Source organism: Mucilaginibacter sp. P19, assembly GCF_050632265.1.
Classification (GTDB): domain Bacteria; phylum Bacteroidota; class Bacteroidia; order Sphingobacteriales; family Sphingobacteriaceae; genus Mucilaginibacter; species Mucilaginibacter gossypii.
The window spans coordinates 5965368-5980263 of record NZ_CP192586.1 but is presented as its reverse complement, the minus strand read 5'-3'; the positions used below and the strand labels follow the sequence as shown (position 1 = coordinate 5980263).

At 44.2% G+C, this 14896-nt stretch carries 11 protein-coding genes and 1 pseudogene; 4 read left to right on the top strand and 8 right to left on the bottom strand.

From position 1 onward, the window contains the following. Positions 1-293 precede the first annotated feature (293 nt). The gene (locus tag ACQ86K_RS29380) at positions 294-2933 is read left to right on the top strand and encodes a PKD-like domain-containing protein (protein WP_431199257.1); all 2640 of its coding nucleotides are present in this window, start codon (positions 294-296) and stop codon (positions 2931-2933) included. A 22-nt stretch (positions 2934-2955) separates the two neighbouring features. Here the strand turns inward: ACQ86K_RS29380 and ACQ86K_RS29375 are convergent, their stop codons facing one another. The 4 genes and pseudogenes from ACQ86K_RS29375 to ACQ86K_RS29360 all read right to left on the bottom strand — a co-directional run bounded on the left by ACQ86K_RS29375 (position 2956) and on the right by ACQ86K_RS29360 (position 6757). Next, entirely contained in the window at positions 2956-3474 is a 519-nt protein-coding gene (locus ACQ86K_RS29375) for a hypothetical protein (RefSeq protein ID WP_431199256.1), read from the bottom strand. Between the two features lie 2 nt (positions 3475-3476). Further along, positions 3477-3824 carry a hypothetical protein gene (locus ACQ86K_RS29370; RefSeq protein ID WP_431199255.1) on the bottom strand — a complete coding sequence of 116 codons (348 nt, stop codon included), beginning with the start codon at positions 3822-3824 and terminating at the stop codon, positions 3477-3479. 11 nt (positions 3825-3835) lie between these two features. After that, the gene (locus ACQ86K_RS29365; protein WP_431199254.1) at positions 3836-4609 is read right to left on the bottom strand and encodes a GDSL-type esterase/lipase family protein; all 774 of its coding nucleotides are present in this window, start codon (positions 4607-4609) and stop codon (positions 3836-3838) included. Between the two features lie 31 nt (positions 4610-4640). Continuing rightward, positions 4641-6757 (bottom strand): annotated as a pseudogene (locus ACQ86K_RS29360) (prolyl oligopeptidase family serine peptidase). A gap of 342 nt (positions 6758-7099) precedes the next feature. Between ACQ86K_RS29360 and ACQ86K_RS29355 the strand changes: the two are divergent. Then, on the top strand, positions 7100-7855 hold the full coding sequence (locus ACQ86K_RS29355) for an outer membrane beta-barrel protein (RefSeq protein WP_112652635.1): 756 nt from the start codon (positions 7100-7102) through the stop codon (positions 7853-7855). A 123-nt stretch (positions 7856-7978) separates the two neighbouring features. On the opposite strand, the gene ACQ86K_RS29350 is transcribed toward ACQ86K_RS29355, so the two are convergent. Beyond that, positions 7979-8326 carry a hypothetical protein gene (locus tag ACQ86K_RS29350; protein ID WP_091167380.1) on the bottom strand — a complete coding sequence of 116 codons (348 nt, stop codon included), beginning with the start codon at positions 8324-8326 and terminating at the stop codon, positions 7979-7981. 11 nt (positions 8327-8337) lie between these two features. Then, positions 8338-8580, bottom strand: a complete 243-nt coding sequence (locus ACQ86K_RS29345) for a hypothetical protein (protein WP_091167382.1) — start codon at positions 8578-8580, stop codon at positions 8338-8340. A gap of 114 nt (positions 8581-8694) precedes the next feature. Between ACQ86K_RS29345 and ACQ86K_RS29340 the strand changes: the two genes are divergently transcribed. Both ACQ86K_RS29340 and prfA read left to right on the top strand, forming a co-directional pair. Next, complete coding sequence (locus tag ACQ86K_RS29340) at positions 8695-9441, top strand: UDP-2,3-diacylglucosamine diphosphatase (RefSeq protein WP_091167651.1); 747 nt, start codon at positions 8695-8697, stop codon at positions 9439-9441. A gap of 329 nt (positions 9442-9770) precedes the next feature. Then, positions 9771-10844 (top strand): peptide chain release factor 1, encoded by a 1074-nt coding sequence (gene prfA / locus ACQ86K_RS29335; RefSeq protein WP_091167385.1) that lies wholly within the window; start codon positions 9771-9773, stop codon positions 10842-10844. Positions 10845-11075: 231 nt separating this feature from the next. Here the strand turns inward: prfA and ACQ86K_RS29330 are convergent, their stop codons facing one another. After that, complete coding sequence (locus ACQ86K_RS29330) at positions 11076-13349, bottom strand: Tex family protein (RefSeq protein ID WP_431199253.1); 2274 nt, start codon at positions 13347-13349, stop codon at positions 11076-11078. 285 nt (positions 13350-13634) lie between these two features. Then, positions 13635-14747 carry a DUF58 domain-containing protein gene (locus ACQ86K_RS29325; protein WP_431199252.1) on the bottom strand — a complete coding sequence of 371 codons (1113 nt, stop codon included), beginning with the start codon at positions 14745-14747 and terminating at the stop codon, positions 13635-13637. Positions 14748-14896: the final 149 nt, after the last annotated feature.

The following is a 14896-nucleotide window of genomic DNA, read 5'->3' as shown; positions in this document are numbered from 1 at the left end:
CAAAGTATTGCTACCAACACTATAACCATTTACAATAGGGTTATCATTGATGCAGGTCCGGATCAAACCGTGAAGCAGGGCGATCCTGTACAATTGGCCGGCAGTTTTGGAGGGGGGCTACATCAGTAAAATGGAAAACAGATGGCGCGGGGACATTCTCCGATGATACAAAGAAGGACGCTGTTTACACCCCTGCCGCAGGAGAAAAAGTTGCAACACTAACTTTAACATCTAATGATCCTGCGGGACCTTGCCTATTAAAGTCAAGTAGTGTTACCATAACTATAAACCCGGTGCCTGCCGCGCCAACGGCCCCTGGTAAATCTGTTTGTACAGGCAGTACAACCACCCTCGTAGCCACAGCGCCGGGCGGAACATACCGCTGGTATAGCGATGTTACCGGTGGAACACCTCTTAAGGTTGGCCCGATATTTACTACCCCGCCAATACTAAACGATATTACTTATTATGTTGCGACAACGGTGGGCGGTATTACCAGTGCGCGTACCCCTGTTTTGGTTAAGGCTATACCCCCTCCGGCAGCACCTACGGTTGGCACCAATAACACAGCGACGGTTTGTGAAGGCCAATCTGCTATACTCACCGCAAGCGGCTCAACGGGTACTTATACCTGGTACAATGTGCCCGTCGGAGGAACTCCTGTACACCAGGGAAACCCTTTTCCTACAGCTCCGTTAACTATCAACAGGACCTATTACGTAGAAACTAAGGTTAACGAATGTATCAGTGAGCGCACTAAAGTTGAGGTAACGGTTACGCCCGCCCCGCAGGTAATAAGCAGCGCCACAGGCGATCCGATATGCAGCGGTACCGCGCTAAATTACGCGATCACCGCCGACCAGCCCGACGCCACTTTTTCATGGGACCGCCCTGCTGTTGCCGGTATCAGTAACCCAGCGGTAACGGGGCAAACATCAAGCACAATTACCGAAACACTGTTAAATAACGATGCAAACGGTGCGGCTATTGACGTGGTATATAAAATAACACCATATTTAAACGGTTGCCCCGGGCCTGTGTTTACATACACAGTAAAGGTAAATGCCACCCCTGTTGTTACAAGCGCTTCGCCAGGCCCGGTTTGTAATGGTACAAGCACCAATTATGAGGTTAAATTTAACACCCCGGCAACAAGCTTTACATGGGGCAGGGAGGCCGTTCCGGGTATCAGTAATGCCGCTGTAGCGGGCCAGGCGTCACCTACCATAAAAGAGGTGCTTTATAATACTACCAATGCGCCCGTTGAAGTTACCTATATGTTTAATTTTAAAACGGGCGACTGTGCGGGAGTTCCGTATCCGCTTAAGGTAACGGTTAACCCGGGAGCGTTAATTACCAATCCGCCGCCGCTGTCGTCTGTTATGTGTAACAACACCCCACTTGGGCTTACTTTAACATCCAATATATCTACGGCTACGTTTTTATGGAGCAGGCCGGCTGTCACCGGCATCAGCAATGCTGCTGTTACCGATCAAACTGCTAACCCTATTAATGAAGCCCTGGTTAATACCACAACAAACCCTATCCAGGTTTCTTATACCATAACGCCTGTAGCATTTGGCTGTCCGGGCACTCCAGTTAAATATACAGTAACTGTAAGGCCCCAGACATTAAAAATAGATGGGCACAGCAACAGCCCCGTTTGCGAAGGCAATGATATTATACTGCAAACCCAGCCTATAGCTGGTGCAAAATATTTGTGGACCGGTCCCAATAATTTCAGACTGGAAACTCAAAGCCCAAGCACAACCATTCCAAACGCCACAGCTGCTAACGCGGGTCCTTATAATTTGTATTTGATAATTAATAACTGCCCGGGCGAGCCAAGTGATCCAATAGACGTTAAAGTTAACCCGCTTCCAATTGTTGATGCCGGCCCCTCGCATAATGTATGTGTTAATGATCCATTTATACAACTTGCCGGCGATGTGATTAGCGTATATAAAACCGGCATTTGGAGTACTAATGGCAGCGGTACTTTCTCTAAACAGGATGAACTGAAAGGACAATATTTTCCATCAACTGCAGATAAGAATGCCGGTTCCGTTACTTTAACCCTTACATCAACAAGTCCTGATGGGTGTTCAGCCGTATCCAAAGATGTGATATTTAAGTTTGCGCCGGATCCTGGTGCCGATGCCGGGCCGCCAAGCATTGATAATGTTTGTAACCAAAACCCTATGGTAGCGTTAAGCGGCCAGCCGCTTTCGGGCACTACGGTTAAATGGACTTCAGCATCGGGCTTAGGTAAATTTATTCCTTCGGATGATGTATACGCTCCAACCTTTCAACCCGACCCGATTGATATTGCCAAAGGCTCGGTTAAATTGATACTTACCGCAACCCAGGCTGATAATTGTCATACGCCTACTGATGATATCACCATCAATTTTGTTCCACCGCCAACAGTACAGGCAGATGCAGCCGGCGATACAAGATATGTATTAAAAGGGCATACCATTACTTTAAACCCGGTAGTAGGCAGCGAAAACGTAACCTATGAATGGACACCGGCCACCGGTCTGGATAACCCTACAGCTAAAAACCCGGTAGTAACAGGTGATCAGGATATCATTTATCAACTGAAAATCACCGATAAGTCAAACGGCTGCGTTAACAAGAGCACTGTTGCGGTTAAGGTTTCGCCGGTAATAAACGTTAGTAACACCTTTACACCAAACGGTGATGGGGTAAATGACTTTTGGGAAATTAAAGGCTTAGTAGCATATGAAAATTCTACCGTTGATGTTTACAACCGCTACGGGCAACTTTTATTTCATTCTGTAGGCTATCCTAAACCCTGGGATGGCACTTACCAGGGAAAACCGCTACCGTCCGGTACTTACTACTATATAGTAAATACAAAGATGAATAACATTGTTATTTCGGGCTATGTAGTGATTTTGAGGTGATGGAATGCGATTAACAAACAATTTAATGAGTTACCGACGCTTGATTGTTAACCAATAAGTTTTCAGCCGCCCTGATACTGCATTTTTGATATTTTACATAAGCCGCAACTGCCCGCTTCCGAATGCTTGATTGCGATTCGTTATTGATATAGCCTGTTATTGCATCATGGAGAGTGTAGGCCTCGGGGCACATGAGCCCGGTTGTTAAAAGCAGGGGATTAGCTTTGGCAGTACTAATAAAATCGCCAAAGTATTTTTTGCTGATACAGGCCAAAATGATGCAATCCCGGGTTTTGCTATCTGCATTTTTAAATTCGTTGGGTAGTTTGAAGTCCATCAGCCCATCATGACCAATATAAGCCAGCAATTGCGCATTGCCATTAATGCCTATAACCCGTCTGTTATAATGTATGGTATCCTTTAATTGGCCCGCGCAACTAAATAAAAAATCTTCGGTAGTTTTTTCAATAGCCTGGCCATCCCAGGCATCGGCTACTAAATAAACCTTTTTTGTGCGATGCCGAAAGATGAGCCTTTCCAATATTATTGGGCCTCTTTTTTGTTTTTTAAGCAATTGCCAGTCTTTACTTTTTTAAAATAGGTGCGCACACCGTTATCGCTGCCCCAATATAAATTGGTTTCGGGATCCTGACCATTTCCAATTGCGGGCGGCACAGGTACTATTCCCTGATATTTATTATCGCAAAGGGCAACAAAAACATGGATTACTTTAAAAGCGGTATCAGTATAAGCAATGGTTTTAAATTTGGGCACAGCCGCATGGCTGCTACCAGTTTGGGCAGGCTGTTTTACAGATGGTTTGCACGAGCAAATGAATAAACATATCGATACCGTAAAAATCCGGATCTTGATATGTGCTATGTAACCCATCGCCTGTTTATTTAGAAATAACGCTTTATTATTTTATTGATAGCCATACCCCAAAACTGCCCTAAAGCCTCGGCCCCCTTTTTATTGGGGTGAAGATAAAAAGTACCTTGTTTTCCATTCTCCGGGATGAGGTCAGTTAAATGATTTTTTTCGAAGTAGGCGAACGCTTTGGTATCGCCCACAAAAACCTGTTTGGGATTTGTAACTGCATATGCTTTTATAAGCTCATCTATCATCGGCACATAACTCTGCAACCTGCTCAGGCCTTCCTGTAAATATTTGGAGCCATTATAGGTGTTAGGGCTATACCATAACGGGTGCTGGAAAATGATAACCGCTTTTGGAAAATCGGCTAAAAGTTTATCAGCTATGGTCTTTAAATTTTTTTGATAATCTCCGGGTGATACAGGCGCGCCATGCGGCCCTTGTATGGCACTGTCATTTGTACCCAGTTTTATCGAAAATATCAGTAAAGCATCCTTATTGGTAAAGGCGTTAGCAGCTTCTTCAACTCTCGCAAAAGTACCTGTGCCTGGCAAAAAATCGAGCGTAGTGTAGCCACTATGGCCCTGGTTACTGAAGCTTACTGTGCCCAGGTTCTTTTGTTTTTGCAGATAAGCCACTGCCGTGGCTGGCGGCGCTTCAGTTGCCGGATTGGCCAGCTGCACACCCTGGGTTATGCTGTTGCCTATGAATACGATGTTTAAATTTGGTTTTTTATGCTGCGCGAATGTTATTGCCGAGGCAACGAATAACAGAACAATAGCTAACAGGTATTTTTTCATTTATAAATTGAGTATTGAAATTAAAAAATCGTTACCACTTTATCCCCATATTCCAGAACATGAAAGCCCATTTATCAACCTGGCCATTGATGAGCTGGGCTGTACTTTGTCCTGCTCCGTGGCCGGCATTGGTTTCAATGCGGATGAGTGTTGGTGCTGTTCCCTGTTGGTATTCCTGCAGGCGTGCCGCAAATTTAAAGGAATGGGCGGGTACTACACGGTCGTCATGATCGGCGGTAGTAACCATGGTAGCAGGGTAAACGCCCGGTTTAAGGGCATGGTATGGTGAGTAGTTATAAAGATATTTAAACATTTGTTCCGAATCTTCGGCGGTACCATAATCATAGCTCCAGCCGGCCCCGGCAGTAAATTTATTATACCTCAGCATATCCAGCACACCAACAGCAGGGAAAGCTACTTTGAACAAATCGGGGCGCTGGGTTAGCATTGCCCCAATCAGCAGGCCCCCGTTTGAGCCGCCCGAAACGGCAAGATAATCTTTGGAGGTATATTTGTTTTTGATAAGGTATTCGGCCGCGGCAATAAAATCATCAAACACATTTTGTTTTTTTAGCTTGATGCCTTTGCGGTGCCAGGTTTCGCCGTACTCGCCGCCGCCCCGCAGGTTAGGCACAGCATAAATACCTCCATGCTCAAGCAATATGATGTTTGATGTACTGAAAGCAGGGGTTAAGCTAACGCCAAAACCACCGTAAGCATACAGCAAGGTTGGGTTTTGCCCGTTAAGTACCGTCCCTTTTTTATAGGTGATGATCATTGGGATCTTTGTTTTATCCTTCGAGGTATAAAACACCTGTTTTGATTCATACTGTTCAGGATCAAACTTTGCCCCCGATTTTTTATAGACAGCGGAGGTACCGGTTTCAATATCCAGCTTAAAAATAGTAGGCGGGTATATATAATTTGTAAAAGTGTAATAGGTAACCTTGTCTTCTTTTTTGTGCCGAAACCCGATGCGGAGCCTATTGATGGCAACTGGATAGTACGTTCAAGTTTGCCATCCATATTATATTGCTGGATCAGCGAGGTGGCACCCTGCAGGTATTCGGCAAAAATTTTGCCTCCGCCGGTAGTGGCGCTTAACACGTTTTTAGTTTCGGGGATAAGGTTTTTCCAATGGGTGATACCCGGTTCGCCGGCATCAACAGTAACTATTTTAAAATTGGGCGAGTAGATATTGGTGAGGATATAAAGCTTGCTCCCCACATTATCCAAAACGCTGTGCTGGTTATCAAAATTGTTCACAACGTTAATGATCTGGCTGCCGGGTTTACTCAGGTCCCGGATATAAAGCTCGTTGCCGGTTGTTGAAGTGGCGGCTGTGATCACCAAAAAGCGTTCATCCTCGGTAAGGTAAGCGCCTATGTAACGGCGAGGGGTTTTATCACCGCCGAAGATCAGCTTATCGGTACTTTGAGGTGTGCCCAGCTTATGGTAATAAAGTTTATGAAATTGTGTCATACCCGAAAGCTGGCTGCCTTCTGTCGGCTTATCATAGCTGCTGTAATAAAAGCCATCGGTACCATGCCATGCCAGTCCGCTGAATTTTACATCTTTCAGGGTATCACCCACAACGCTTTTATCTTCGGTGTTAATAATGATAACCTTGCGCCAGTCCGAGCCTCCCTCAGAGATCTGGTAGGCTGCCAGCTCACCGTTTTTGCTAAACTCGATGCCTTGTAAAGAGGTAGTACCATCGGCAGAGAATTTATTTGGGTCGAGAAAAACTTCGGGGGCGCCGTTATCGCCTAATTGGCGATATAGCACATTCTGACTTTGTAAGCCGTCGTTTTTATAAAAGTAAATGTATTTACCTTCCTTAACAGGGGCGCTGTACTTTTCGTAGTTCCATAAAAACTCCAGGCGCTTATGAATGTCGGCGCGGTAAGGGATCTGATCGAGATAGTTGAACGTTACCTTATTTTCTTCCTGTACCCAGGCTTTGGTATCATCGGCATGGTCATTCTCCAGCCAGCGGTATGGATCGGGCACCTGTGTGCCAAAATAGGTATCAACAACATCAACTTTTTTTGTTTTAGGGTATGGAAGTGTTTTTATAGTCATTTGTGCATGTGTATAGCTGCAAAATAAAACAGCTAATGCTAATAAACAGAACGTTTTTGTCATGGTTGTTTAAATTACAGGCAACTAAAGATAGCCATTCAGGTTACATTGCCGCAAGGCAATAACGGTTCAAAAGGTTAAAAGTTGTTAATTTTACACCCGGTTGCTGTTTAATTGCCCGTGGCAGGCTATATTAGCGGCGTGAAAAAACTGTTGTAAAATAAGGGCAAATTATTAAAAATTACCCCCTTTAACTTTTTGCAGTTGATAACCCGTGTGATTTTTAACCCGGAAGCGGAGCTTGTTATCACCGAAGTATCAATAATAATGCGTTTTTTTACACGTTTGCTTTGCGGTTAAGGATGCAGCGGCAACTAACGGTAATACAGTTACATAATAACAAACATGAAACAAACCCTTACTTTTTTTACAGCAGGCCTTTTAATGCTGCTGGCATTTACTTCAAAAGCTCAGGATACCAACGATAAAGATGACGAAACCAAAGTAAAACTTAAACCTTATGTGGGCTTAGGTATGGGTATTTCTTATCCGTTAAGCGATTTCCAAAAGGTGGATTATAAAAATAATAAATCGGGCTTTGCAAATAAGGGCGTTACCTTCCAGCTTGACGGAGCATATTATATCTACAGAAATTTTGGTATCGGTTATACTTTTTCATACCAGGACCAAAGCAATTTTTCATATGATGACGACCTGATATTATCGCAAGGCTATACAACCGATTTTAAAGCCGACCAGGGAACCGTAACAGCCGATAAACGTTACCGTAGCTTTAACCTGTTAGTAGGCCCGCAATACACCTTTGTATGGCGAAGCCTGTCATTTGATTTAAGAGCATCGGCAGGTGCTATCAAAAGCCAAACATCACCGCAGTTAACCATTAGTGTTACCGGTGTTGACGCGCAAACCGGCAGCATTACCCAGCAAAGTGCTAAAGGCTATGCTTTTGCTTACGGCGGCAGCGCGGCTATCAGGTTTGATATGGGTGCCGGCTGGGGTTTATCGCTTAAAGGTAATTATGTTAAATCGCAGGGATATGATGTAACAACAACCGGGCGTACGCTTAATGTAGGCCGTTTAGTCACCAAACAGCCAATTACCGAAGGACAAATTGTATTTGGCTTGTACAAAGCTTTTTAATTGAAGCTAAAGGCGAAATGCATAAAGCTTAAGGCTAAAAAACCTTAATAAGATTATTCTCTTATAAACAAGAAAAGCAGATCATTGATCTGCTTTTCTTGTTTATAAGGTGTTGATAGTTTGTTAGTTAACCGTGATCTGCTCTGGTTTGTCGGCTACGATTTCGGGCTGACCTTTAAAAAACTCAAATGTGCCGGTTGCGCATACGTGTTTTCCTTTTATCGTAGACAGGTCGAGCTTTATTTTATTGCCCTTTATCGCTATGGTGTATTTTTGCCTTGGGTAAGCCGCGCCTAAGTTTAATAGGGTAAGTGTGTCGCTCACCGCTTTGTACGAGTAAACAGTATCGCACAAAGTGCCTGTTTTGCCTATATTAGCCTTGAAATCAGCCATGGTAAAGCCTTTTGACTGTGCAGATGCCTTACTGGCAAAAACAATCATGATCAATGCCGGCAGTAATATTTTTTTCATTGCTTAATATATCAGTGCTTTGGCGCTTGCTGGTCTTCGTCTTTTTTATCCGGAGCAGGGGCATAGCCATCTTCAAAATTTAAAGTAAACGCTGATTCTGATGCCCTGGAGGCCGCGTTCAGTCCGGCTACATCCGGTTCGCTTTTATCAATTATTTCGTTACCGGTATCCTGGCCTTCATTCTGCTCATATTCATTGCCGGGGTCTTTATCTTCCTGCGCATCGTCAAGATTTGGGTTTTCGGGGATTGCCATAATTTTAATGTTTAATGTATGCTGAATAACCACTAAGATACGGCGTTGTTTGCTGGTTATTGTGTAACAATCTTTATCTTTTCTGTTTGGCTGTTAAAACGTACTTTTGCCGATATGCCGGTTCGCGACAAACTCTATTTTGCTTCTGATGTTCATTTAGGCACAGGCACATATGCCTCAAGCCGCCAACGCGAAGATAAGATAACGCGCTGGCTCGACAGTATTAAGCATGATGCCGCCGAACTATTCCTGGTGGGCGATGTTTTCGACTTCTGGTTTGAATACAAAACCGTAGTGCCCAAAGGCTACATCCGTTTCCTTGGCAAACTTGCCGAACTTGCCGATGCCGGTGTAAAGCTTTACCTGTTTAAAGGCAACCACGATATGTGGATGTTTGATTATTTTGTAAATGAACTGGGCGCAACTATCATCAGCAACGAATTAAAAATTGAGCGCGGCGGAAAGAAATTTTTCATTCATCATGGCGATGGGCTTGGTCCGGGGGATAACTTTTATAAGTTTTTGAAAGGTTTTTTCAGGAGCCGGTTTTGCCAGTGGCTGTTTGCCCGCATTCACCCAAACCTTGGCGTGGGAATCGCCAATAAATGGAGCCGCCACAGCCGGGATACCAATGCAAAGAAAGAAAATCCAAAACCAGGCGAACAGGAATGGCTGGTAAATTTTTGCCGTGAAGAATTAAAGACTAATTTTTACGATTACCTTGTTTTTGGCCATCGCCATATGCCGCTTGATATTCAAATGACCCCTCAAAGCCGTTATATTAACCTTGGCGAATGGATTTCATATTTTTCTTATGCGGTTTTTGATGGTAATGAATTGAGGCTGGAGTATTTTGTTTAGTTCATGGTTAATAGATCATGGTTCATGGTTTTTGATTGGACTAATTGATATTGATAGGGTGGCTTTGCTATGATCCATGAACTATGATCTATAAGCCGAGCTACCTATGGTCCATAAACTATGAACCATTGGCGGGGTGCTCTATGATCTATGAACCATCATCTATAAACTAAGAAAAACAACTTACAATCCGCTGAATTAAAATATGCAGTAAAATGCGTACTTTTGTGCACTTTTTTGCAGTAAGCCTGTAAGCCGCCCGAAACGTTAAATCTTTCATAAGCCGGTTCAATATCAAACAGTTTTAGCTGCATTATTATTTATAAAATATGTTAGATAAATTAGAGCTGATATACGAGCGCTGGAAAAATGTTGAAGGTGAGCTAAGCAATCCTGAGGTAATGCAGGATATGAAGCGTTTTGCCCAGTTGAATAAAGAATATAAAGATCTTGCCAAAATTGTTGATGAGTATCATATATACCGCAACATTATGAGCAATATCGAAACCAATAAAGAGATCCTGGCTACCGAAAAAGATGAAGAGTTTCGTGAGATGGCCAAAATGGAACTTGACGAACTGCTTGCTCAACAGGAAGTAAAGGAGGAAGAAATTCGCCTGATGCTGATTCCTAAAGATCCTGAAGATTCTAAAAATGCTATTGTGGAGATCCGTGGTGGTACCGGTGGTGATGAGGCAGCCCTTTTTGCCGGCGATCTTTACCGCATGTATATGCGCTATTGCGAAAAACGCGGCTGGCGTACCGAGCTGGTGGATTATACCGAAGGCACCAGCGGCGGTTATAAAGAGATTGTATTTAACGTAAACGCCGAAGACGCTTACGGAACCCTTAAATATGAATCGGGCGTACACCGTGTACAACGTGTGCCTGATACAGAAACACAAGGCAGGGTGCACACATCAGCAGCTTCGGTGGTTGTATTGCCCGAAGTTGATGAGTTTGATATCGACCTGCAGGTTAGTGATATCCGTAAAGATTTGTTCTGTGCTTCAGGGCCTGGTGGTCAGTCGGTAAATACTACCTATTCGGCTGTGAGGTTAACCCACATCCCTACAGGTATTGTTGCCCAGTGCCAGGATCAGAAATCACAATTAAAAAACTACGATAAGGCTTTACAGGTACTACGTTCAAGGGTGTACGAAATGGAGCTGCAAAAGCACCTGGAAGAAACATCAAAAAAACGTAAAACCATGGTGTCAACCGGCGACAGGTCGGCCAAGGTACGTACCTATAACTATCCTCAGGGTCGTTTAACTGAACACCGGATCGGTCTAACTATTTACAACCTGCCTGGCGTATTGAACGGCGACCTGCAGGAAATCCTTGAATCGCTTCAGTTTGCAGAGAATGCTGAGAAGCTGAAAGAAGGTACAGTAGCGTAAGTTATAATCAGATATTAAATAGAAATCCCCAGCCGTAAGGTTGGGGATTTTTTGTTTAGGAGAAATCTTTAAGAGCGAATCACTTTAAAGAGAGGGCCTGTCAGTCTGCGCGCGAGTCTTCGACAGGCTCAGACTGACAGGCCCTCTTTTGTTATTTTACCTTCAGAGTCCACGGATTTAAACACTCAGCATGACACCCATTTGAATTGTTGTTGCTGGCACGAACGCATATTACAACTTAAACTTACCCTTCAAAGCCGCCAGCTTCAAAGCCATATCTGTCTCCGGTTCTTTTTCAACCCTTTTATTAAAGTTGGGCTTGTTGTTATTGCCTTGCGGACGGCGGTCATCGCTCCGACGCTGGTTCGGTTCGCTTTTGTCGTTCTCTTTCATGGATAGGGCAATACGCTTGCGGTTCACATCAACCTCGGTAACAGTTACCTCAACCTTTTGATGTACTTTCAATACTTCGTTAGGGTCTTTAATGTAGCGGTTGGTGATCTGGCTCAGGTGAACAAGGCCATCCTGGTGAACGCCGATATCAACAAAAGCACCAAAGGCTGTAATATTGGTGACGATGCCCGGCAGCTTCATGCCAACTTTCAGATCGCCGATAGCATTTACACCTTCTGTAAAGCTGAAAGCTTCAAACTGCTCGCGCGGGTCGCGGCCCGGTTTGGCAAGTTCGGCCATGATATCATTCAGGGTTGGCAGGCCAACTGTTTCGGAAACATATTTTTGCAACGGAATGCTTTTGCGCAGGGTTGGATTGCTCATCAGGTCTTTCACCGTACACTTCATATCAGTAGCCATTTGTTCAAGCAAGCCATAACGCTCCGGGTGAACTGCACTGGTATCCAACGGGTTTTCGGCATTGTGGATCCGGAGAAACCCTGCTGCCTGTTCAAAAGCCTTATCGCCCAAACGCGGAACTTTTTTCAGTTGCTCGCGGCGTTTAAAAGCGCCGTTCTGGTTGCGGTATTCTACAATGTTCTGTGCCAATTGCGGACCAAGGCCTGATACATAAGCCAGGATCTGTTTTGAGGCAGTGTTTAACTCAACCCCCACCGCGTTCACGGCGCTGATCACTGTGTCATCTAATGAGGTTTGCAGCTTGTTCTGGTCAACATCATGCTGATACTGGCCTACACCAATTGATTTTGGGTCGATCTTTACCAGCTCGGCCAATGGGTCCATCAAACGGCGACCAATAGATACGGCCCCTCTTACGGTTACATCATAATCCGGAAATTCTTCCCTCGCCACTTCAGATGCCGAATAGATAGAAGCACCGCTTTCATTAACCATTACAATAGTCACGCCCGGTAAATTCAGGTTGCGAACAAATACTTCTGTTTCGCGGCCAGCGGTGCCGTTACCTATAGCAATAGCCTCGATATTGTATTTCTGGAACAGGTGCTGTACCGTTTTTTCGGCTTCACGCGCCTGGCCTGCACCGGTGTGTGGGTAAACGGTGGTATTTTCAAGCAGTTTGCCCTGCTCATCCAAACAAACCAGTTTACAACCGGTACGGAAACCTGGGTCAAGCGCCATTACGCGTTTTTGACCAAGCGGTGCGCTCAGCAATAGCTGGCGGGCATTTTCTGCAAATACGCGGATCGCTTCCTCATCGGCTTTCTTTTTGGTAAGCAGGCGCACCTCTGTTTCCATCGAGGGCTTTAACAGCCGTTTGTAGCCATCGGTGATAGCCAGGCGGATTTGTCCGGCAGCTGGGTTGTTTGCTTTGATAACTGAATTTTCCAATATCTCCAGTGCATCATCTTCTTCAGGTTTCAGGTCGAGCCAAAGGATCTCTTCCTTTTCGCCGCGGCGCATGGCTAATACGCGGTGCGATGGCGCTGATTTAACAGGCTCAGTCCATTCAAAATAGTCTTTGTACTTAATGCCTGCCTCTTCTTTGCCTTCAACCACTCTTGATGCGAAAGTGCCTTTCTCTACAAAAAGCTCACGGATTTTGGTACGTATTTCAGCATTTTCGGCAATGGTTTCGGCAATAATATCCCTTGCGCCGGCTAAAGCTTCTTCAACGCTGGCTACACCTTTTTCATCGCTGATGTATTCGGCAGCTATCAGTTCGGGGTCGATATTTTTTTGTTCCAATAAAACATCGGCCAATGGCTGCAGGCCTTTTTCGCGGGCTGTAGTAGCGCGGGTTTTGCGTTTTGGGCGATAAGGAAGATAAAGGTCCTCCAAAGTAACCATTGTTTCTGCTTCGTTGATCTGTTTTTCAAGCTCGGGCGTTAGTTTGCCCATATCTGTAAGCGATTTCAGGATAGCCTCACGACGTTTATCCAGTTCCCGCAATTGCTGTACACGATCACGAATGGTGGCAACCTGTACCTCATCTAAACTGCCGGTAAGTTCTTTACGGTAACGGGAAATAAACGGAACGGTAGCTCCTTCATCAAGCAAGCCTACCGTAGCGGTAACCTGTTTCTCAGCTACAGAAAGCTCTGCAGCTATTATTTTATAATGAATACTCATAATCAAAATTCGGACTGCGAAGTTGAGGGAATAGGCTTACAATTCAAAAAAGATTGCTAACAAAAAGTTGAAAGTTTTGATTGTGCTGTTGTTGGCAATGTAAATATAGGGTACATTTTGTTATCCGGCAGTTTTAAAATTGTCTCTGCGGCGCGCTAAACCGCCCGATGTTAAAAATGCAGATCTTTTCTTTAAGTTTCAAAATGCAAAGAATGCATGATCACGATAAGTAACATTAGCGCAATGGGTAATTACGTAATGACAGTTCGGGAAATGTATGGTCATTTATATCTTTTGCTTCGCCTTTATTTCCAGGTAGCGGTTTACTGTGTTTATGGTAAGGTTTTGGGGGGATGTCAGTATCGACTGGATGCCGTGGCTGGTCAGCTCTTTTACCATCAATTTTTTATCGTAAGCAAACTTTTCGGCAATGGTTTTTATGTAGATGCCTTCAACATCTTTGGCAGGCTGTTCGCTCAGGGTTTTTAATTCCGTATTTTCAAAGAAGACTACTAACAGCAGGTGAAACTTGGCTATCCGTCGTAAAAAAGGCAACTGCCTTTGTAATGCAGGTAAGCTTTCATAATTAGCGAAGAAAACAACGAGACTTCTTTGTTTTATTACCCTGCGTACTGTAGTATAAAGCGCCTCCATGTTGGTTTCAAGGTAACGGGTTTTTTCCTTATATAAAACCTCCAGGATTTTATTAAGCTGAGTGTATTTGCTATCCGCAGGTATAACAGTCCCAACTTTTTCCGATACCGTGATCAACCCTGCTTTATCTTCTTTTAACAGCGCCACGTTTGATAAAACAAGACTGGCATTTATGGCATAATCAAGCAGGCTCAGGCCTTCAAAAGGCATTTTCATTGAGCGCGACTTGTCAATTACACAATATACATGCTGCGATTTTTCATCAACGTACGAGTTCACCATCAGGTTGCTGTGCCGGGCGGTAGCTTTCCAGTTAATGGTACGATAGTCATCACCTGATACATAGTTTTTCACCTGCTCAAATTCGAGGCTATGCCCAATCCGCCTGATCTTTTTTATGCCGATATCAGTTAAGCGGTTTGAAATAGCCATAAGTTCATACTTCCGCATTTGTAAAAATGAGGGATAAACCGGTAATATTTCGGTCTGTTCAAAATTGTATCTGCGCGAAATTAACCCCAACGGTGATTTCACAAACACCCTGATAAAACCAAACTCATATTCGCCGCGGCGGGTAGGCCTTAAGAGGTAAAGGATCTGCTTGTGTTCCCTGGGTTTCATCATGGTTTTAAACCAAACGTCACGCTTCTGAAATTGCTCAGGGATCTCGTCAATGATGCCAATATTTATATTAAAAGGGTAAAAGCTCTCTATATAAATGCCTAATTCGTTTTCTGTCGCCATTGCTTAACCTTTCAGGAGCTATCCGCTTTGCAAATACGCCGTTTGATGTTCTGTAAAGCATCAACAGATCAAGTATTACCAGGAGCACAACTATCCAAAACGCCAGCCTCGGTATGATGCCAAGCCAGGGGAAAAAGAAACCGAATATA